This window comes from Streptomyces sp. NPDC056738 (genome assembly GCF_042790435.1).
Taxonomy (GTDB): domain Bacteria; phylum Actinomycetota; class Actinomycetes; order Streptomycetales; family Streptomycetaceae; genus Streptomyces.
In genome coordinates, this window is sequence record NZ_JBHTZF010000026.1 from 17,982 (window position 1) to 36,307 (window position 18,326).

Annotated in this window: 15 protein-coding genes and 7 pseudogenes; 9 read left to right on the forward strand and 13 right to left on the reverse strand. The window is 68.6% G+C overall.

Annotated elements, in window-relative coordinates; all coding sequences use genetic code 11:
* Positions 1-916 precede the first annotated feature (916 nt).
* On the forward strand, positions 917-1,204 hold the full coding sequence (locus ACFRIC_RS39785) for a hypothetical protein (protein ID WP_382796687.1): 288 nt from the start codon (positions 917-919) through the stop codon (positions 1,202-1,204).
* A gap of 163 nt (positions 1,205-1,367) precedes the next feature.
* Positions 1,368-1,852 (forward strand): annotated as a pseudogene (gene lexA, locus ACFRIC_RS39790) (transcriptional repressor LexA); the annotation flags it as partial.
* On the opposite strand, the gene ACFRIC_RS39795 reads toward lexA, so the two are convergent.
* Positions 1,845-2,243: a hypothetical protein gene (locus tag ACFRIC_RS39795; protein ID WP_382796689.1), complete on the reverse strand. Its 399-nt coding sequence runs from the start codon at positions 2,241-2,243 to the stop codon at positions 1,845-1,847. The pseudogene lexA and the gene ACFRIC_RS39795 sit on opposite strands and share 8 nt — an antisense overlap.
* The gene (locus ACFRIC_RS39800; protein WP_382796691.1) at positions 2,240-2,524 is read right to left on the reverse strand and encodes a hypothetical protein; all 285 of its coding nucleotides are present in this window, start codon (positions 2,522-2,524) and stop codon (positions 2,240-2,242) included. Before ACFRIC_RS39800 ends, ACFRIC_RS39795 begins: the two co-directional genes overlap by 4 nt.
* Positions 2,525-3,123: 599 nt before the next feature.
* On the opposite strand from ACFRIC_RS39800, the gene ACFRIC_RS39805 reads away from it, so the two are divergent.
* On the forward strand, positions 3,124-3,810 hold the full coding sequence (locus ACFRIC_RS39805) for a maleylpyruvate isomerase N-terminal domain-containing protein (protein ID WP_382796692.1): 687 nt from the start codon (positions 3,124-3,126) through the stop codon (positions 3,808-3,810).
* A 523-nt stretch (positions 3,811-4,333) separates the two neighbouring features.
* On the opposite strand, the pseudogene ACFRIC_RS39810 reads toward ACFRIC_RS39805, so the two are convergent.
* Positions 4,334-4,752 (reverse strand): annotated as a pseudogene (locus ACFRIC_RS39810) (FKBP-type peptidyl-prolyl cis-trans isomerase).
* 313 nt (positions 4,753-5,065) lie between these two features.
* Between ACFRIC_RS39810 and ACFRIC_RS39815 the strand changes: the two are divergent.
* Positions 5,066-6,469 carry a PP2C family protein-serine/threonine phosphatase gene (locus tag ACFRIC_RS39815; protein ID WP_382796694.1) on the forward strand — a complete coding sequence of 468 codons (1,404 nt, stop codon included), beginning with the start codon at positions 5,066-5,068 and terminating at the stop codon, positions 6,467-6,469.
* On the opposite strand, the gene ACFRIC_RS39820 is transcribed toward ACFRIC_RS39815, so the two are convergent.
* The 3 genes from ACFRIC_RS39820 to ACFRIC_RS39830 form a co-directional block, all read right to left on the reverse strand.
* Complete coding sequence (locus tag ACFRIC_RS39820; RefSeq protein ID WP_382796695.1) at positions 6,453-6,896, reverse strand: DUF2267 domain-containing protein; 444 nt, start codon at positions 6,894-6,896, stop codon at positions 6,453-6,455. The two genes, ACFRIC_RS39815 and ACFRIC_RS39820, sit on opposite strands and share 17 nt — an antisense overlap.
* Before the next feature lie 57 nt (positions 6,897-6,953).
* On the reverse strand, positions 6,954-7,349 hold the full coding sequence (locus tag ACFRIC_RS39825; protein ID WP_382796696.1) for a DUF2267 domain-containing protein: 396 nt from the start codon (positions 7,347-7,349) through the stop codon (positions 6,954-6,956).
* Between the two features lie 108 nt (positions 7,350-7,457).
* A complete protein-coding gene (locus ACFRIC_RS39830; protein ID WP_382796697.1) occupies positions 7,458-7,889 on the reverse strand; it encodes an Hsp20/alpha crystallin family protein in 432 nt (143 codons plus the stop codon).
* A 128-nt stretch (positions 7,890-8,017) separates the two neighbouring features.
* Here ACFRIC_RS39830 and ACFRIC_RS39835 point away from each other — a divergent pair.
* Positions 8,018-8,637: pseudogene (locus ACFRIC_RS39835) on the forward strand (type III effector protein); the annotation flags it as partial.
* 189 nt (positions 8,638-8,826) lie between these two features.
* Here ACFRIC_RS39835 and ACFRIC_RS39840 read toward each other — a convergent pair.
* Positions 8,827-9,291, reverse strand: a pseudogene (locus tag ACFRIC_RS39840) (Tn3 family transposase); the annotation flags it as partial.
* Positions 9,292-9,383: 92 nt separating this feature from the next.
* On the opposite strand from ACFRIC_RS39840, the pseudogene ACFRIC_RS39845 reads away from it, so the two are divergent.
* Positions 9,384-9,655 (forward strand): annotated as a pseudogene (locus ACFRIC_RS39845) (transposase); the annotation flags it as partial.
* 637 nt (positions 9,656-10,292) lie between these two features.
* Here the strand turns inward: ACFRIC_RS39845 and ACFRIC_RS39850 are convergent.
* Positions 10,293-10,628 carry a MerR family transcriptional regulator gene (locus ACFRIC_RS39850; RefSeq protein ID WP_382796699.1) on the reverse strand — a complete coding sequence of 112 codons (336 nt, stop codon included), beginning with the start codon at positions 10,626-10,628 and terminating at the stop codon, positions 10,293-10,295.
* Positions 10,629-11,333: 705 nt separating this feature from the next.
* Here ACFRIC_RS39850 and ACFRIC_RS39855 point away from each other — a divergent pair.
* A pseudogene (locus ACFRIC_RS39855) lies at positions 11,334-11,904 on the forward strand (sigma-70 family RNA polymerase sigma factor); the annotation flags it as partial.
* Positions 11,905-12,140: 236 nt separating this feature from the next.
* Here the strand turns inward: ACFRIC_RS39855 and ACFRIC_RS39860 are convergent.
* The 5 genes and pseudogenes from ACFRIC_RS39860 to ACFRIC_RS39880 form a co-directional block, all read right to left on the reverse strand.
* Complete coding sequence (locus ACFRIC_RS39860; RefSeq protein WP_382796794.1) at positions 12,141-14,747, reverse strand: SpoIIE family protein phosphatase; 2,607 nt, start codon at positions 14,745-14,747, stop codon at positions 12,141-12,143.
* Between the two features lie 253 nt (positions 14,748-15,000).
* Positions 15,001-15,426 carry an SRPBCC family protein gene (locus ACFRIC_RS39865; protein ID WP_382796700.1) on the reverse strand — a complete coding sequence of 142 codons (426 nt, stop codon included), beginning with the start codon at positions 15,424-15,426 and terminating at the stop codon, positions 15,001-15,003.
* Positions 15,427-15,799: 373 nt separating this feature from the next.
* Positions 15,800-16,195, reverse strand: a pseudogene (locus ACFRIC_RS39870) (SOS response-associated peptidase family protein); the annotation flags it as partial.
* Between the two features lie 145 nt (positions 16,196-16,340).
* A complete protein-coding gene (locus ACFRIC_RS39875) occupies positions 16,341-16,748 on the reverse strand; it encodes a hypothetical protein (RefSeq protein WP_382796796.1) in 408 nt (135 codons plus the stop codon).
* The gene (locus tag ACFRIC_RS39880) at positions 16,655-17,347 is read right to left on the reverse strand and encodes a hypothetical protein (protein ID WP_382796810.1); all 693 of its coding nucleotides are present in this window, start codon (positions 17,345-17,347) and stop codon (positions 16,655-16,657) included. The genes ACFRIC_RS39875 and ACFRIC_RS39880 overlap by 94 nt, the downstream gene beginning before the upstream one ends.
* Positions 17,348-17,436: 89 nt before the next feature.
* Between ACFRIC_RS39880 and ACFRIC_RS39885 the strand changes: the two genes are divergently transcribed.
* Together ACFRIC_RS39885 and ACFRIC_RS39890 are read left to right on the forward strand one after the other, a co-directional pair.
* Positions 17,437-17,634, forward strand: coding sequence for a hypothetical protein (locus tag ACFRIC_RS39885; protein WP_382796701.1), 198 nt, complete (start codon positions 17,437-17,439; stop codon positions 17,632-17,634).
* Between the two features lie 8 nt (positions 17,635-17,642).
* Complete coding sequence (locus tag ACFRIC_RS39890) at positions 17,643-17,810, forward strand: DUF6233 domain-containing protein (RefSeq protein WP_382796703.1); 168 nt, start codon at positions 17,643-17,645, stop codon at positions 17,808-17,810.
* Positions 17,811-18,326 lie beyond the last annotated feature (516 nt).

Here is an 18,326-nt window from a genome sequence, read left to right on the forward strand (position 1 = left end):
AATCTGAAAGTGAGAGACGAAGTGACGACCGAATCGTCCCGCAGCCGTCTGCCTCCGGGGCGACGACTCGCCCAAGACAGTCGTCGGCCACCGGCAAGACCCACTCGTCTGCCCTCGGAAGGGCGCATCCGCTTCGAGCCTCTCCCCCTTGTGCCGCATCCGCGTGGCGCTGGCGTTCTCGCTGATGCAGGCTGACGTTGCGGTCCGGCGCCGACTCACCCTCCGATGCCGGGCCGCCTCACCGATTCCCGGCCAGCATCTGTCCCTGTTGTGTGCGGAGCATTGGGAATCTGGGATGTTCGGCCTGGATGGGTAAGGGGGTACAGGAACAGCAAGCGGGCGAAGGCATCGTCCAGCAGACCCCGCAGCGCGAGGCGGGCTTGATCGTTGTTGTAAGGCGACGGAGATCCTGCGGGTAGGTCTCGACCGGCGGGCATGCTCGATACGTCCTGCATTCTCATGTCGTGAGCAACGAGACACAGCCCGAAATCCGTGTGACCCGAACGGGTACGCGTACCGGCTCGGCGCCCACAGAGTACCGACCGACAGGGCGGAGCCGACAATCTAACGCCCAAACCCGCGCCAAATCGCCTGGACCGGCGCAAGGCGCGCACGCGAGCCGCGCTAGTCGCCGCCGCGCAGCTGATTCTCGCCGAGCAGGGGCGGGCCGACGTGAGCATCCAGGAGATCACCGAGGCGGCGGACGTCGGCTTCGGCTCCTTCTACAACCACTTCACCAGCAAGGACGAGCTGTTCGAAGCCGCCGTCGCCCGCACTCTGGAGGAACACGGCACACTTCTGGACTCCGCCGTGGGAGACCTGAAGGACCCGGCGGAGATCTTCGCCGCCAGCGTCCGTCTGACCGGCCGCCTGCAGCGCACCCACCCGCAAATCGCCAGAATCCTCATGCACCGGCATGCCCTACCTGACCTCCGACAGCGGCCTGGCCCCGCTCGCGATGCGGGACCTACAGACAGCCGCCGACAACGGACGGCTAGACATCGACGACGCACGCCCCGCGGTCGCCATGGCCGGCGGCGCCCTGCTCGGCGTGCTCCACCTCCTGGAGATCCGCCCCGACCTCGACGCCGAGCGCATCACCGATCAACTGGCCGTCCGCCTCCTGTGCATGTTCGGCATGACGCGCGCGAAGCGCAGGAGATCGCCACTCGGCCCGTGCCCACCACCCCTGCCCGCGACCTGACATGAGCGAAACGCGGATGCCGGTAGGCACTGTCCGGCCCGGCATCTTCTCCCGCTAGCTCGCCCCGGTCGACACCCTCGACACCGAGACATCTCCGCGGACCCCGAGGCCTGCGCCCTGAACGCTCCATATCCCGATCACCGAGCAGGCCAAGCCCCGCAAGATCAGCGTCAACAGCACCGGCGAACGCGTAGTGGGTGACCTCCGACGGCTCATACACCGACGTCCAGGCATCCGGGCCGACAGCTCGGGACTCACGGACCGGCAACGCCGGGTGATCGAGGTGATCCGGGACTCCGTGCAGCGCCGCGGCTACCCGCCGTCGATGCGGGAGATCGGGCAGGCCGTCGGCCTCTCCAGCACCTCCTCCGTCGCGCACCAGCTCATGGCGCTGGAGCGCAAGGGCTTCCTGCGGCGCGACCCGCACTGCCCTCGTGCCTACGAGGTGCGGGGCTCGGACCAGTCGTCGGTGCAGCCGACGGACACCGCGGGCAAGCCGGCCGCGTCGTACGTACCGCTCGTCGGCCGGATCGCCGCCGGTGGCCCGATCCTCGCCGAGGAGTCGTCGAGGACGTCTTCCCTCTCCCCCGCCAACTCGTGGGGTCGTGTAGGCCGGCCGGGGAATTGCAGATGCTCGGCCTCAGTGGAAGCCGAGCATTCCGGGTGAATTGATATCGACAGTGACGACGCCCGGGGGGTAGCGGTCCTCGTGCTCGGTGAGCAGGATCGACATGCCGGTGAACTCTGCTCGCGGCAGTGCGCAGTACAACGCGTGGCATGTGTCAGGGCCGCCGTAGCCGTCACGGATCATGGTTCCCACGGTGGTGGCGGCCAGCGTGTCGAGGGGATCGACAAGAACGGAAGAGAAGGCCAGCACACGCCGGTGCAGATGTTCTTCATCGGCTTCAGCCTGCATGAGGCACAGGGCAGGGATGCGGAGCTGCTCATGGGGACTGTGGGCCATGTTGCCGGCGAGCAGGTTCAATGCTTTGTGCCCGTCCGCCAAAGCCCGCACGGCACTCGTATCAAGAATGATCACGCAGCCGTGTCCCGGGCCGAACGAGCCTTCTCTGCAGCAATCTTGTAGATGTTGCCCAGAACGTCCGGAGCCTGCTCAAAGTCTTCGTCGGTCAGCTCAATGCCCACGAGCCGCCGTACAACATCCCGGTCGGCCGCCAGACGCTCAGCGCGCTGCGCAGCGGTGGGCTGCTCAGCCGCCAAGGCCTCGACCAGCTGGCCCAGGCTCAGCCCCCGCTCCTTGGCGAGTTCGGCCAGGTGATCTCTCACTTCGCGGGACACTTGGATCGTCGTCGTAGCCATAGACCCACTATAGCCAATCCATGGAGATAGCCGAAGGGCCGTCCTCTACCGCATCTCTGCTTCGAACCGGAATGAGGCAGTGTGAACTCGTGAGCCCGGCCGCCCTGTCACTTGCCCCAGGGCGGACGTCCAAAGCCACACGGGATCCGCGCTGTCGTTTTGAAGGTGAGCCATCCTGTTGGGTTTCGGCCTGACGGGCCGTGTATGGCTTGGGCCGGTGTTGCACCACGGAGCAGCTCGCCGCTGACCAGGACGCCGCGCGCTACCTCGTCGGCTGGCCCTTTCGACGAAACCGTCGGCTGTGGTGCACGCGCTCCAAAGTATGGATTGTTCAACGATCCTTCAATAGACGGTTCAACAGTTGGCCGTCTGCTTCGCGGACGCGGACCCGGAACGGCAACCGGCCGGGGAGGCAAGGGAGATGAGCTGGCATCAGTTCGAACAGAGCGACCGCCACGGACGGATCCTGTTAAGCGACGCCCACGCGCTGCGGCTCGAGCGCGTGCTGATTAGGAGTCGTTAGTGGCCGCCTCGGTCATATCCGTTGGCCGGCAGTTTCGTCCCGGCCAGCGGCACCGGGGACCTTCTAGGCTGGCCTGATGATGGAAGGTTCCCAGGACTGCACGAAGCCGGCCCAGGTGCTGCGCAGCGCATATGAGGCTTTCGCCGCTGTAGTAGCCCGCCTCGAAGACCAGGCTTCCTGGCTGCCCACCGGCTGTACGGGTTGGGCAGTTCGAGACCTGGTCTTCCACTGCCTCGCAGACGCCCAGCGCGGACTGGTCGCCTTGCACACCCCGTCATCCGGCCCAGCGGACCGGGACGCGGTCACGTACTGGCAGGACTGGAAGCCCGACACCGTGGGCGCGGCGAACGGCCGACGCTGGGCCCGGGTGAACGCGAGCATGTTTCTCGACTTCCATCAACTGCGTGAGCTGTACCTGGAGACCGCGGCGGCCACCGTGACGGCCGCTGCCCTAGCCGATCCAGAACGGTATGTATCCACCCAAGGCCATGTGCTGACTTCCGGTGATCTGATGACCACCCTCGCCATTGAAGCGACTATCCACCACCTCGATCTCACCACCGCCCTTCCCTCCGCTCCCCAACCGTCCCCGGCCGGACTCTCCTCGGTACGTTCCGTCCTCGACGGACTCCTGGGCCGCCCCGTCCCGCTGGACTGGGACGACCAGCACTATGCGATGGCGGGCACCGGCCGCGTGCCTCTGACGGAGACGGAACGGCAGGCTCTGCAACCCGACGCCGCTCGCTTCCCTCTCTTCGGCTGAAGCTTTCACCTCACTTGCATGAGAATCCATGCTGGCCCCCATCCCCTTCGGCTCCTGGCAGCCAGCCGCAGGAGTAGGCACGGGCGGCATCCCGGAGGGGCCGTCAGGGCCGGCTCCAGGCCAAGTTCGGCATGGGCCGCGTGCCGACGCCCAGCGCCTTCGTCCCCGCTGACCGGCTTGCCGCAGGAGAAGAACCCCGCCCACGGCGGACGCCGTATGCCCGCCGTGCGCGGCGACAAGGCGGCGCGCAGGCAACCACGACCTGTTGGCGACCTCACCGGCTCCGAGAGGGAGGGCCAGGAAGTCTGGATGCCGGCGCTGCACGTGCTCCAGTCCACGCAGATGCGCGTCAGCAGGTTCAGCTCTGCGCCTGGTGGCCGTTTGCGGCCGGTGGTGACCCAGGTGCCGCGCCCGTGGAGGGCTGTCATCTCGCGTGCCGGGGTTGAGGAGGTGTCCTTTCGAGGAGTGCAGCCGTCCTTACGTGGCAGCGACGGGGTGTCCCGGTCCCTCAAGAGCGCCAGGTTCAGGCCGAGCCGGTCGAGCCGGGCCTCGCTCCGGCAGGCCCGCCCATGACGGTGAGCAGGTTCACGACGAAAATCAGCGTCGAGCCCGCCGGGATCCACAGAGAGGGTGACTGCTGGCCCTAACCGAGACGGGGGGAACGATAATCTCGCACCGGCCGCCGACCTTCATTCCCCTTACTCCCCGGTCCCAGCCCTTGATGGCCCTGCCGCCGCCCACGGCGAACTTGAACGGCCGGTCCCGCTCCCAGGAGAAGTCGAACTCTCTTCCGAACGCGAACGTGACCCCTACATAGTGAACCTGGACGACCCTGCCCGGCTTCGCCTCGGGGCCGTCCCCGACCACGAGGTCCCGGATCGTCAACTCGGTGGGCGCGTCACCCTCCGGAATCTCGATTCCGGGCTTCGCCAGTTCGCTCATCGCGGCCCCATCGCTCGCCACCGGAATCCCTCGCACGGGCCGGACGGACGCATGGCCATTCCATGCGGCAGGCGATCACGCTACCGGCAATGCCTATGTCGACGCGGTCGCCCGACACGTCGCCGAACGCCGCCCGCCGCCCGACGGCAGCACTGACATTCAAGATCGTTTTTGGCGGGTTTGACGCTCATCTCGGCGACACCCCGTGACCCCCCAGACGCGCATACGTGAGGGCTGCTTCTCCTATGGCCTCGTGGCGAAGTCGTTTTTCCCCGTCACGAGGTTGCCCCCTGCCGCGTGTGATGATCGGTGGATGGCGAGCGAGGGCGCGGTCGGTGGCGGGGACGACGTCGATGCGGTGTTGCAAGCGGCGCTGCAGCGGCTTGCGCTGCTCGCGGAGGCTACCGATGCGCTCTCGAGCACCCTGGACGGTGCGGTAGCCCTGAGGCGGTTGTGCCAGGTGCTGCTGCCGCAGTTGGCGGACTGGTGTGCGGCGGATCTGCTCGATGAGCACGGGCTCGCCCATCGGGTGGTGGTGGCGCACTGGGAGCGGCTGCCCGCCTCTCATCTGGAGGGACCGCTCCCGCCCGTTTTGGAGGCGTCGTCCGACCCGCTGGCGCGTGTGTTGAGGGGGGCGGGGCCGCTGGTGGTCGATCACGGGGTGATGGCCTCGATGGAAGACGGCAGTGCCTTGCATGCGGCGCAGGGAGCGTTGTTCTCTGAGCTGGGTGCCCGCTCGGCGGTGATCGCGCCGCTGAGGGCGCGGCGGCAGACGCTCGGGGCCTTGACCTTGGCCAGGAGCGGGGATGCCTTCACGCTCACCGAGAATGATCTGGCTCTGGTGGAGGATCTGGCGCACCGCACGGCCCTGGCAGTGGACAACAGCCGCCTGCACGCCTCGGTCCAGAGCACCGCCGAGCATTTGCAGCGGTCCCTGCTGCCGACGCTGTTGGATGTGGCCCCGCTGAGTGTCGCTGCTCGGTATGTGCCGGCCCGCACAGCGGTGGAGGTAGGCGGGGACTGGTACGACTGCTTCGCGCTTCCGGACGGCGCTGCTGCACTGATCATCGGCGATGTCACCGGCCATGATCTGTCCGCGGCGGTCATCATGGGACAGATGCGCAACATGTTGCGCGCGCTGGTCTGCGACCGGCTCGAACCACCGGGCGACATTCTGCGACGCCTGGACGTGATCAGCCACACTCTTTACGGCGGGCACACTGCGACCTGTATCTACGCCCATCTCGAACCCGGCCCGCACGACAGCTGGCAGCTGACATTCGCCAACGCCGGCCATCCACCGCCTCTGCTGGTGTCGCACGACGGTGATACGCGCTACCTAAGCTCCGGCCACAGCGTCCTGCTCGGCATCGAACCCGACACACCCCGGCCCAGCAGCACACACACGCTGGCGCCAGATTCCACCTTGCTGCTCTACACCGACGGCCTGTTCGAACGCTCTGGCGAAGACCTCGACCGCGGTCTCGCCCGGCTGCGTCAGCATGCCGCAGCCCTGACCCGCGAACCGCTGGAGGTCTTCTGCGACGAGCTCCTCGCCGGCCTGGTCCATGGCGGTAACGACGACATCGCCCTCCTGGCGGTCCGCCTTCCGCCCCGAGGCCTGAAACCCCCGGCTGAGGAGCCCCGAGGCGCGGGGCGGACAGTGCCGCGGCGCTCGCGTCCGCCCCGCACGTCGCCGGCTATGCGGCGGGGGTGAGTTCGGCGCGGCCGAACAGCAGGGCGTAGCCGGTGGGGAGCCGGCCCAGGATGCGGGTGATGAGGTCGGGGCCGGCGTGGGCGGCGACGGCGGAGAAGACGGATCCGGTATCCCAGCGGGTGGTGGCCTGGGAGGCGCCGGTGCGGGCGGCGAGGTCCTTGACGAAGGCCCAGCCGGTCAGCGGCTGAGTGTAGGGGATCTGTGCGGTCAGCACACGTGCGGCTTCCAGGGGCAGACAGGCGGCGAGGTCGACGCGTTCGTCGCCGGTCAGCTGGCGGCCCAGCCCCGAAAGGACCAGGCGGACGGCTTCGTCGGCCTTCTCACGGGTGGGGTAGGCGCCTTCGTAGCGGACCTTCTCCAGCATCTGCTCATACGCCGTGGAGTACGGCTGCCGGTGCTCAAGCGGTACGCGCACGTCGGTGATCACTGCAGTGCATGCCTTTCGTCAAGCAGGGTGGGACGGTGTTGGTGTCGGCACGGGTGGTCAGGTGGGCTGGGGGCGTCCGAAGAGCAGGTCGTAGCCGATGGGGAGCTGAAGCAGGATCTGTCCCAGCAGGTCCTCGCCGGCGGTGTCGGCGACCGTGGACAGCACAGCGCTGACGTCCCAGGTGGCGGTCTGCTCGGTGGCGCCCTCGATCCAGGCCGCGGTCGCCCGCACGAACCGCTCCGTCGGCAGCGGTTCGGCGCTCTGGAGCGGGTTGAGGAGGATCAGGGCGAACTCGTCCGGCAGGCGTGCTGCGAGCTGGGCGCGGACCTCGCCGACCAAATGTGCGCCGAGCAGGACGAGCACCACGCGGGCCGCGCGCTCGGCTTCCTCCTCGGTGCCGTACTCGCCGCGCTCCTTCACACTAGCGAGGAACGCTTCGCGTCGCAGGGTCATCTCGACCGCCACCCCTTCTTCTCTTCTTCAAAACTGCCCGCAGGGGTGCGGAGGGCGGGGTGAGGGGGAGATCAGGTGTCCCGTCCTCCGCACCTTCGCCGGCCGGTGTCAGCCGGCGATCTCCTTGTGGCCGGATCCGACGCCGATGGAGATCTTGCGGGGCTTGGCGCGCTCGGCGATCGGGATGCGCAGGGTGAGCACGCCAGCGTCGTAGTCGGCCTGGATGTGCTCAGTGTCGAGGGTGTCGGCGAGCACGATCTGGCGGGAGAAGGCGCCCAGCGGCCGTTCGGACAGTTCCATCTGCACGTCGTCGGCTTTCGCCATCGGCCGCCGCTCGGCCTTGACGGTCAGCATGTTCCGCTCGACGTCGATGTCGATCGCGTCCGCGGTGACACCGGGCAGGTCGAAGGCCACCACGTACTCGTCACCCTCGCGGTAGGCGTCCATCGGCATCGCCGACGGCTTCGACCACGTGCCCGGGCCCATCAGTTGCTGCGCCAGCCGGTCCAGCTCACGGAAGGGGTCAGTGCGCATCAACATCGTGAAACACCTCCAGCAGGTTCAGGGCAGTGGTTGCCAATGCGCTGCACTGACACCGTTGTAACATGTCATCTAATGGATGACAAACACGGTGTCGTCTACCTGATGACAACTCGAGGGAGGTACCCGTGACCCCGGCCGACCAGCCGTCCTCGCCCAGCACCGACGCCCACAGTCCGGCGTCGTTCCTCGCTGCCGCGGCGGCCCTTGATGCCATAGACGACGCCCTGCGCGCCGCCCAGCACAAGACCCCTCACGGCACCGAGGTCGGCCCTGGCCCGGAGCAGGCCCTAGCCTCCCTGCTGCTGCTGCGGCAGGTCCGCGAGCAACTGGCCGGATGGGAAACCGGCCTGATCGAGACCGCCCGCGACGCGGGTGCCAGCTGGGCAGACCTCGCCCAGCCTCTCGGCGTCGCCAGCCGCCAGGCCGCCGAGCGCCGTTACCTGCGCGGCCGCCCCGGCCCGGCCGGGACCACTGGCGAGCAGCGCGTGACGGCCACCCGCCGGGCCCGGGCCGCCGACCGCACCGCCGCCGCCTGGGCCCGCCGCAACGCGGCCGACCTGCGCCGCCTCGCCGGCCAGATCACCTCGCTCACCGACCTGCCCGCCGCCGCCCGCTCGGCGAACTGCACGCGGCCCTCGCCCACGCTGATCCCGCCGACCTCATCGGCCCCCTGGCCGCCGCCCGCCCCCACCTGGCCGCCGCCCACCCCGATCTCGCCGCCCGGCTCGACACCCTCACAGCCCCGTCGCACGAGTCGACGATCCAGCCGCCCGTCGGCGGCGCCGGGCCTGAGGTCTTCAGGCTGCCGACCCGGCCGCACCGGCCGCCGCCGACCGTGCGGCTTCCGCCTCGGGCGAAGTGCGGGGCCCGGCAGCGTGGCCGCCGCCGCGGCGAGGACGAGGTAGGAGTTCATGTCCAGCTCGAACCGGCCGTAGGGGTTCACGTGCGTCCAGAACAACGGGTCGGCGTCGGTGAGCCGCTTCTGCCACTTCGCCTCGCTCAGCATGCCCTGGAGGAGCAGGGTGTTGACGTGCACCAGCATGGACTGGAGCAGGTGCAGCGCGAGCATGGACATCTCCTGGGACTCCTTATCGGAGCCGGTCAGGTCGCCGTCCTTGCCATAGAGCAAGTCGTAGTTGGCGCTGTTCCAGTTCTCCACGGCCTGGAGCCCGTCGTTGATCTCCGGCGCAGGTCGGCGTCCGCGAGATAGTCGCAGATGAACGCCGTACGCACCGCCCCCCGGCCCCAGTTCCTCGATCGCCCGATACGTGGAATGCTTCGGCCCGCCGCGGGTGAAGCGGCGCAGGACTTGCTCGGCCTCAGCGGTGCCCTGGCGCAGCGCGGAGGATGACCCGGACGGGGTGAAGCGCAAGGCACAAGCCGAGCTGCTGCAGGACATCGTCCATTCGTACACTCCACTCCGGCCGGCTATCGGACGGTCTACGGGGGCGATTTCAACTCGATCCAGCCGGACTCCGCCCTGCCGCCTGCCCCGTAGTCGTCTCGCTGACCAGCGGAAATCGTCACGATGTCACCCAACTCATGCCTCTGCTGGACGCGATACCCCGCTCGGCGAGGTCCGTGGACAGCCACGTCACCGGCCCCGCCGTCTGTTCGCCGACCGCGGCTACGACTACGACACCTACCGTCGGTTGCTTCGAGCCCGCGGCATCACACCGAAGATCGCCCGCCGCGGTACCCCGCACGGATCCGGACTGGACAGGACACGGTGGGTCGTCGAGCGGACCCTCGCCTGGCTCCACCAGGGCGGGGCACTGTAAGTGACGCGGCGCGTACAGGGCACACCTGTCCGCGTCAGTCGCGGGCTGATGAGGCCCTCGGCCGGGCACCGCAGCTGTAGATCGGGGTGCCCTGGAACACGGGAGCCACCTCGCTCCATCGGCGTGGCACAGGACAGGCTCCACATGAGAAGAGCGTTCGTGGAGAACTTCACCCGTCTCTCGGAAGGCCACGCCTGGTCATTCATCCGTCTGCTTTTCCCTGCCACTGAAAGGCACTTCGGTGGCGCAACTCTACGGCTCTGACTGGATTCCGACCTGAGAACGGGACCGGCACGTGGCCTGCAGCACGGTGCTGACTTCTACTACCTCCCCCGACAGTGAGCCCGCTCGGCGTGATTGATGGTCGGCTCGCTGTGGAACACGGTGCTGCAGTCCCAGTAGGACTGCGCTCGGACCGGCTAGGGGGCAACCGCGGTCAGTGCATGCTGCTCTCATCGTGGGCGCCCTCCCATTCGCGGTCTTCTCGCCCTGCATCTGGCAGCCGTTCATCTGGGCACGCCCCTGACACGCCGAAAGCTAGAGGCTCAAACTTGCAACAAAGCCCAGAAAAGTGTGTCAACCTCACCGCCGTCGGAGACCGAGCTGCCGGTGTACCGGGTCAGCCCGCGGTGGGCGGGTCGGCTGATGCCGCGCGGCGGTATTCGGCGTTGATGCGCTGCGCTTCTTCGAGTTGGTCCTCGAGGATGACGATGCGGCACGCGGCCTCGATCGGAGTGCCCCGGTCGACGAGTTCGCGGGCGCGGGCCGCGATGCGCAGCTGGTAGCGGGAGTAGCGGCGGTGGCCGCCCGCGGAGCGCAGCGGGGTGATCAGGCGGGCTTCGCCGATCGCGCGGAGGAAGCCCTGGGTGGTGCCGAGTATCTCGGCGGCCCGACCCATCGTGTAGGCGGGGTAGTCGTCGTCGTCGAGCCGGCCGTACGAGTCGTCTGCTGTCATTGCACCTCTCTCGTGGAACGCGTGGAGGGGCCCTGGCACCATGTGTGCCAGGGCCCCGAAGGAACTGCTACACCATCCGCCGGCCCTGATGCTGAACCGGCCTACTGTTTCCGCGGACCCGACCAGGATTGCTGTCGGGGGCGCGGGGATCGCGGTTGTTCGACCGGGGACCACCTCACTATCGATGTCCTGCGGTACCCGGGCTCAGCCATTCCGCCCGGGCGATCCTGATGGCGCCTCGCTCCTCCGTTCTTTCCCTCTTGACCAACAATTACCAAAGGGGGACTGCGTCATGCTGGCACTGCTCTACTGCGTGTTCCGTGGTGACCTGAGGAAGCGTCACCCTTCGGCAGCCGGCCCCGTGGCCCGTCGTGCATCTGCTCTGGCTTGGAACCCCACTGCCGAACCTCCCGGTGCGCGCGCCCGCAGCCGACGCCTTCACCGAGGTACCACTCACACACCTTCACTGCTGGGTCCTGCGAACTGCACCTGCCAGTACTTCAACTGCGGTCCTGCTCACGGCGGCCCCTGATCACTGCGGGCCACCCGGTCCGGCCGTCAGCCCCGTCGCCGACCTGCGACAACCCTGGCTTCGGAACTCCACCACCGCACCGCCCTGCCAACTGCAACTACCGGTACTACCGCCCGGCAGTTCGTGTCTGCCGGGCCTTTCCGATCTCGACTACGAGAGAAACCATAGCCAGACGATCAACCGACCGGTTCGAGCTCACCCGGGAGGTCGAGTTCACCTCCTTCGCCGTCCCCTACATCGTCGGCGAGATCAAGCGCTTCTTCCGCGACACCACCTGGGCCGTACACGTCCCGCGCCGCCTGCAGGAGGCACGCGTGGCGCTCGCCAAGGCCACCGAGGAACTCCGCAGCCGGCTCGGCCGCACGCATGCCCACGACGCGGGAGCTGTCGGAGCTGATGTCCCTGTCGGAGAGGGACGTCATCGAGGCTCGAAAGGCCGCGAACGGCTACACCTCGGCATCTCTCGACGCCGCCATCACCTCCAGCGAAGACGGTGAGACCGCTCTCGCGGACTTCATCGGCGTGGACGACACGGCCCTCGAACTCGTCGAGGACTTCAACGCTCTCGCCCCTCTGATCGCCCAGCTCGACGAACGTGAACGCCGCATCATCCACATGCGGTTCGTCGACGAACTCACCCAGGCCCAGATCGGCGAACACCTCGGCGTCTCCCAGATGCACGTCTCCCGACTCCTCAACCGCACCCTCGCCAAGCTCCGCGAAGGCATGCTCGCCACCGACTAGCCGTCCCAGCCGAAGGATCCGGCGGTGTTCCCCACCTGCACGGTGGGGAACACCGCCGGATCCGTGTGGGCCGCTAAGGCGAGGAGTCTTCCCTCAGCTTGACTTCGGCCAGTGCCCCGTCGGGATCTGTGGCATCCGCTTCGATCTGCAACTCGCCCAGGATCTGCTGCCCAGGCGATGATCTGCCGGGCCATCGCCGAGAAGAACCCGTTCGGCTGGGTGACCGTGGACGCCGCCTACGGCTTCGGCAAGGGTCTCGTGCGGGTACGAAATCCTCTCGGTTGCAGGCGCGCCGTTCGCCCACTCCCCTGCGTCTCCGGGGTCTTACCCGATCGCCTGGCGGGGGACCGTCCAGCGGGAAGCGGCGGGCTCGTGTCTTCGTGCGGTTCCTTCGCCGGTTCGAGCTGGCTCGTAGACATCGCGTCCGGCCTGGTCGTGACTGGGTCGGCAATGACCTGTTCGGCCCAGATGGTTTTTCCCCGGGCGGAGTAGCGGGTGCCCCAGCGGTGGGCGATCTGAGCGACCAGGAAGAGGCCACGGCCGCCTTCGTCGGTCTCATAGGCGTATCGCAGATGAGGAGCGGTGCTGCTGCTGTCGCTGACTTCGCAGATCAGCCCGCGGTCGCGGATCAGGCGGAGGCCGACGGGCCCGGCTCCGTAGCGGATGGCGTTGGTGACGAGTTCGCTGACGATCAGTTCGGTGGAGAAGTCCAGGTCTCCTAGGCCCCAGTCGGCGAGTTGTTGCAGGCTCATGGCCCGTGCCTCGGCGACGACGGCCGGGTCCGGGGGAAGGGTCCAGGTCGCCACCCGGTCCGCGGAAAGCACCCGCGTGCGGGCCAGCAGCACGAGGGAGCCGCCGTCGGCGGGTTTGCCGGCGCGGATGAACGCCTCGCAGCTGTCCGACAGATCGCGACGGGGATCGCTGCTCAGAATCTGGCACAGGATCTGGGCAGCGGGCGATGGACCAGCGCTCTTGGCCGGTGCCGGAGCGGTGTTGAACAGTCCCAGGCTGGTCCCCTCCGGCAGTTGCATGTCCACGCTCCGGTACGGCGGATGGCTTGTGCCCAGCAAAGGGCCCTCGGGGATGTCGCAGATCTCGGGCCTGCCCTGCGGGTCGACGACCACCGCCGCCGGGTGACCGGCTCGGGCGAGCGTGCAGCGGCGTGAGACGGGGTCGTAGACCGCGTACAGACAGGAGGCTCCTTGCATGTGGTTCCTGGCGGATGCCGCACGAGGATCGTCGGCTGTCTCGTCGCTGCGTCCGGTGACCATGTCGTGCAGTCGGCCGAGGAGTTCGTCGGGCGCGAGGTCCTGTGCGGCAAGTGTGTTGGTGGCCGTGCACAGTTGCCCCATCGCGGCGACCGCGTCGATCCCTTCGCCGGCCATACGGCCCACGACCAGCGCGACTCGCGCGCCGGAGAGGGGAATGACGTCGAACCAGTCACCCGGGCTCTGCGTCGATTCATGCCGCCAGGCCACCTCCACGGCGCTCTGCGACGGCGCGGAGCGCGGCAGGAGGGTGCGCTGCAGGGCCTGGGCCGCGTTGTGCTCACGGGTGTACTGACGCGCGTTGTCCAGGCACACGGCCGCTCGGGCGCAGAGTTCGGAGGCCAGGACCAGGTCGCCCTCGTCGTAGGGATCGGGCGCTTGGGCCCGGTAGAAGCTGGCCAGGCCGAGGAGTACACCGCGGGCGGTGAGCGGGACGGCCAGCAGGGAGTGGGCGCCATCGGCGTGGATGCGCGCTGTGCGGCGGTCGTCGGCGGGTGTTTCGCCGTGTCGAAGGTGCGGCACCAGGATGGGGTGCAGTTCGGTCAGGGCGGCGATGTGGGCGGGGAGCAGGTATTCGACCAGTTCTCCGGTGTCGTAGGCCGCTCGGGCCCCGAGGTCCCGGGCGGTGTGGAAGGCCACGCGGCGCAGTCGGGTCTGCTCGCCCACAGGCCCGGGTGTGTACGCCTCGCCGTAAAGGACGCCGTCCAGGACGTCGACCGTGACGATGTCCGCGACGGCCGGAACCGCGGCGGCGCCCAGTTCCTGCGCCGTGGTGCGGACCTCGAGGGTGGTGCCGATCCGGGCGCCTGCTTCCACCATGAGGTCTAGGCGGGCCCGGGCCTGTTCCCTTTCGGTCACGTCCTGGGAAGCCACGAGAGCCCCGACAATGCGGCCGGCCGAATCCCTCAGCGGTAGCAGGGTCACGGAGTAAACGTGGTCGTGGGTGGGATCGGAGGGAGGGCGACCCCTGTGCAAAAAGCTCAGGGGCTGACCGCTCTCGATCGTATGGCGCAGCTTCGCCTCGACCGTTTCGTCTACCAGGCCTGGAGCGATGTCGCGGACATGCCGGCCGATGGCCTCGTGCCCCACAGCACCGCGGACGCCCACGCCGGAGAGGTTCAGGCGCAGCAGGCGCAGATCCCCGTCGACGACTTGGACGCCCAGCGGAGAGTCGGTCAGCAGCGCCCGCAACAGTGCAGTGTCGATCTCGTCCTGGACGGTGTCCGACACCGTGCTCAACCGCACCACCCAGTGCAGGGGCTCACCAGGCTGGGCCATGGTGTCGACCGTTGCGCGGACCATCACCCGTCGGCCGGACCGGTGCCGCGCCGCGATCTGCTCGCCGGCAGGCCCGTCTCCCTGTTCCTGGTCCAGGAACAGGGAGACGGGCCTGCCCAGCGCCTCCTTCTCGGAGTAGCCAAGAAGCTGCTCAGCCTCTGGGCTCCACTGCACGACGGTGGCCCGCTCGTCGACCACGAGGCGGGCGGAAGGCAGCCGTGCAGTCATGGGCCGCGTGCCACCAGAGGCTGTGCTATGGCCGCGCCTCCGGTCCCAGAACGACAGAGATACTCCCATTTGCCCACAGAGTCCGTCGCCTGGCAATCGGCGCCCTCCTCGACACTCACGGGCCCGGGCACATCCATTTCCCGTCGCCCGCCATCTGCTTGCTACGGGAGAGCCCGCCGCCCGCCAGCCGACTTCGATACGCGAAGCGATTATTAGACGGCCGCCGGAGCGGTGGTCACCACAGCCTCACTGACGAGCACCTTGAAGGGCTGCACCCTCGAGTACCTCCGGGGCGCGTCGATGTCCGCGGGCGCCGGAGACATCACGTAGCGGCCGCGGTTTCGGCGAGCTTCTGGAATTCGCCGAGGTCGTAATTGGCCAGGGTCGAGTCGAGGTTGGTGAGTGCGCCGAGGTGCTCGACGAATCCCTTCGGGTCGTACTCGATCTGGAGTGCGACCCGGCTTGAGGCGTCGCTCAGATGGTGGAACGTCACGACACCCGCGTGGTGGACGCCCTGGGTGGTGTGCCAGGCGATCCGCTCCCCGGGGATTACTTCGGTCAGTTCAGCGATGAAGTTCTTGTCCGCGCCCGGCAAGGACAGCTGCCAGGCGAACCGGCGGTCGCCCAGGGGCTCCACCAGACGGACGTGGCTCAGGAAGGACGGCCACCGGGTCACATCGCTCCACAGATCCCAGGCAACGGACACAGGGGCCTGGATGTCGACGGTCTCCACCAGGGAAGCGGACACGCTGATACCTCTCTCGTGCTTGGGTCGACGCCAGGGCGGCGCCAAGTCGGTGGAACCCGGCTACCCGCGCCCGCGCGCCCCATACGACACTCCCCAGCGTGCCAGTCCTGCCGGCGGCGGTTCTCCGATCTTGGTCGGCCGCCCCGCGGATGGCGGCCGCCGCCCCGCCATGTCATCGCCAGGCAGGGCTGGGAGCGGGGAAAGGCGGTACAGAGTGCCGAAGGGCATCCGGCCGGGGACGTCCGACCCGCGGTCAGGGAGGGGCGGGGATGTTGCCCAGGCTCCTGCAGCAGCGCAGGGCCCCGCTTCGTGCGGCCGCGCGGGTGGGTCGCGGCCCGGCGGACCGGATCATCGATGCCCTCGGGCCGACTGCTTGCGTGCGTACTTTGCCCGCGCCTGGGGTCTTTGCCTGCTCCCATTCGTAGAAGCCATCGGCGGGCAGCAGGCAGCCGTGTCGGGTGAACGCACGGCGGAACGCGGGCTTTTCGTGCACCGTCTCGACCCGCGCGTTGATCACCCGGGCCCCGGCCCCCACGTCCTTCGCCCAGAACGGGACCAGACCCCAGCGCAGCAGCCGGAGCTCCCGCTCCACCGGGCTGGTGTCGTCCTGGCCGCGGGGTGCGCGTCCGAGGACAGCCCACACGTCGTCGGTCGGGGCGACATTCCAGCTCGGCGCGAGCGTCTCCGGTGGGTGTACGTCGGGCACCTGGAAGAGCGGCGCCCGATCCTGCGGGCTGCGAGTGGATACGTACCGCCTGACCGCCGACATCGTGTCGCCAGGGACCGCAGCCCGTCGGGCAGCAGGCCTTGCCTGGATCGTGTGCCGCCCTGTCGAGGACAGCCGCCGTGCCCCATCAGGTACCCGCTGGGGTCCTGCAGCCGGATCGGTGCTGCCTTCCTGGAGGGGCGGGAGGTCAGGAGACGCGGAGCAGGGTGGTGGCGGGGCGGACGGCGTCGGGGCCGAATTTGGCGCGGATGCGGTCGCTGACTTCCTCGGCGGCCAGGCGGGCTTCGCGCGCGTGGTCGAGGCTGATCTGTTCGGCGACCTGGCCGGCGTCGATGAGGTCTTCGGCTTTCAGGGTGATGCCAGTGATCCTGCCGCGTTGCAGGCCGGCTGCGTCGATGAGTCGGTAGGCCGTTGTGCGCAGGTCGTCGTCGTGCGCGGAGGCTTCGGCGAGCCGGCGGGTCTTGTCCCAGCGGGTGCCGCTGGCGAAGTGCAGGGCCAGGGTCAACCCGCGGGCGGCCTGGTCGCGTCGGCGCAGTTGGAGGGCGAGGGTGACGACTGTGTCGAGGAGGGCGGCGCGGACGGTAGCGCCGTCCAGGGTGTGCGGGGGAAGGTGCGATGGACGCTCGCGGTGGCGGGCAGGGCGCGCGGGGTGACGGGGCGGGGGTCGATGCCGCGGGCCCGGTCGGCGGCCTGCCGTCCGGCCCTGCCTCCCAACAGCCGCTGAACGGTGGCAGGCGGGAGGGTCGCGAGCAGGCCGATGCAGTGGACGCCGTAGTCGCGCAAGATTTGGGTCTGCCGGGGGCCGATGCCGTGGAGGGTCTCGACCGGCAGCGGTCCGAGCCACTGCGCAACCTCGCCAAGGGCCACGGCGAGGACACCTCCGGGCCCGGCGATCTGGCCGGAGGCGGTGGCCGCGACGGTGATGGACGGGCCGATCCCGACCCGGATGTCCACGCCGAGGCGTGAGATGGTCCGCACCCGCAGCACCGCTCCCAGCCGGGCAGCGTCCACACCGTGGTAGCGCAGCGCCCCCTTCAGCTCCACGAGGGCCGCGGTCGGGGGCAGCGCCTGGACGACCGGCGACAGCTCCGCCATCTGTTCGAGAACCTGCCGGTAGAGGTCCTCCCCCAGCCGGTCCGGGCAGCGCACATGCATCACGCTCGCCACCCTCCGCGCCCCGATCTCTGTCTTCACGACACTCACCTCCTCCACCCCACGTTATCGAACTAAAATTCGAACACGCGAGTGACGCAGCAGGCGCACATGGATCTAGAATCGTAAACATGTTCGATGACTTGCCACCTGACCTGGCACGACTGCTGACCCTGCGGGTGTGGCACGCCATGTGGCTGCAACGCATCGACACCAAGATCGCCGCTCTTCAGCAGCGGGAAGCCGAACAGGCACGAGGCCACAGAACCGGCCCCCAGAGCCAGACTGGGTCGTCGAACTCGGCATCGGCAACGGCCGCCCGCCCATAGAGGTTCACGTGGGCGGCTGCTACGCCGCCGGCAAAAGACGGCGCGCCGTGCCCCGCGACGAAGCACGCCGACTCCTCACCTCAGGCGTCCGCGCCTGCGGCCACTGCCAGCCCGACACCGCACTGAACATCCTCGACTTATCCGCCAACCCAGCGCCTATGACCGCGACGCACTGACCGGCCGCTCTACTCCTGCGCTCGCGGTGACCGATCCGCTCATCACCGAAGAAGCAGCGCGATGACCAGTACTACCCCCGCCTCCGGCCAGCGAACGGACCCGTCCACCTTCCCTTGCTCCACCAGCCGGGTCGGCCCATGTTCCAGCGACAACAAACCCACAGGTACGGCAATGGCGGCCCGCCACTGCCAGTGCGCCTGGCCCCCGCTCAGGACGACTGGGCCCCGACGTCCGCTTTCACCAGCACCCGCCCGCCCCAAGACGCGCGGTCCCGGAATCCGGGCTCATGAGGCCTCGCCGACGGTGACCTCCACCCTGGGGCAAACCGGTGCCGGCGGCACCACCCATGGAACGACGTCCACAGCTCATCCGGCGCCATCCGCTCGACAAGCGCAGAGTCATCACCTCAGACTGCCGCAAGATCACACCAACTGAAATGGCGTCTACGCGAGCCAGTTCGCGAGAGCCGTACCTTCACCCAAGGCCGACCCCTACTTCCACACACTTTCATCGCA

Coding starts and splice junctions, on each gene's coding strand:
- ACFRIC_RS39785 (WP_382796687.1), top strand. CDS start 917: ATGCCCTACCTGACCTCCGACAGCGGCCTGGCCCCGCTCGCGATGCGG.
- ACFRIC_RS39800 (WP_382796691.1), bottom strand. CDS start 2,524: ATGGCTACGACGACGATCCAAGTGTCCCGCGAAGTGAGAGATCACCTG.
- ACFRIC_RS39805 (WP_382796692.1), top strand. CDS start 3,124: ATGATGGAAGGTTCCCAGGACTGCACGAAGCCGGCCCAGGTGCTGCGC.
- ACFRIC_RS39815 (WP_382796694.1), top strand. CDS start 5,066: ATGGCGAGCGAGGGCGCGGTCGGTGGCGGGGACGACGTCGATGCGGTG.
- ACFRIC_RS39825 (WP_382796696.1), bottom strand. CDS start 7,349: ATGACCCTGCGACGCGAAGCGTTCCTCGCTAGTGTGAAGGAGCGCGGC.
- ACFRIC_RS39830 (WP_382796697.1), bottom strand. CDS start 7,889: ATGTTGATGCGCACTGACCCCTTCCGTGAGCTGGACCGGCTGGCGCAG.
- ACFRIC_RS39850 (WP_382796699.1), bottom strand. CDS start 10,628: ATGACAGCAGACGACTCGTACGGCCGGCTCGACGACGACGACTACCCC.
- ACFRIC_RS39860 (WP_382796794.1), bottom strand. CDS start 14,747: ATGGGAGTATCTCTGTCGTTCTGGGACCGGAGGCGCGGCCATAGCACA.
- ACFRIC_RS39885 (WP_382796701.1), top strand. CDS start 17,437: ATGTTCGATGACTTGCCACCTGACCTGGCACGACTGCTGACCCTGCGG.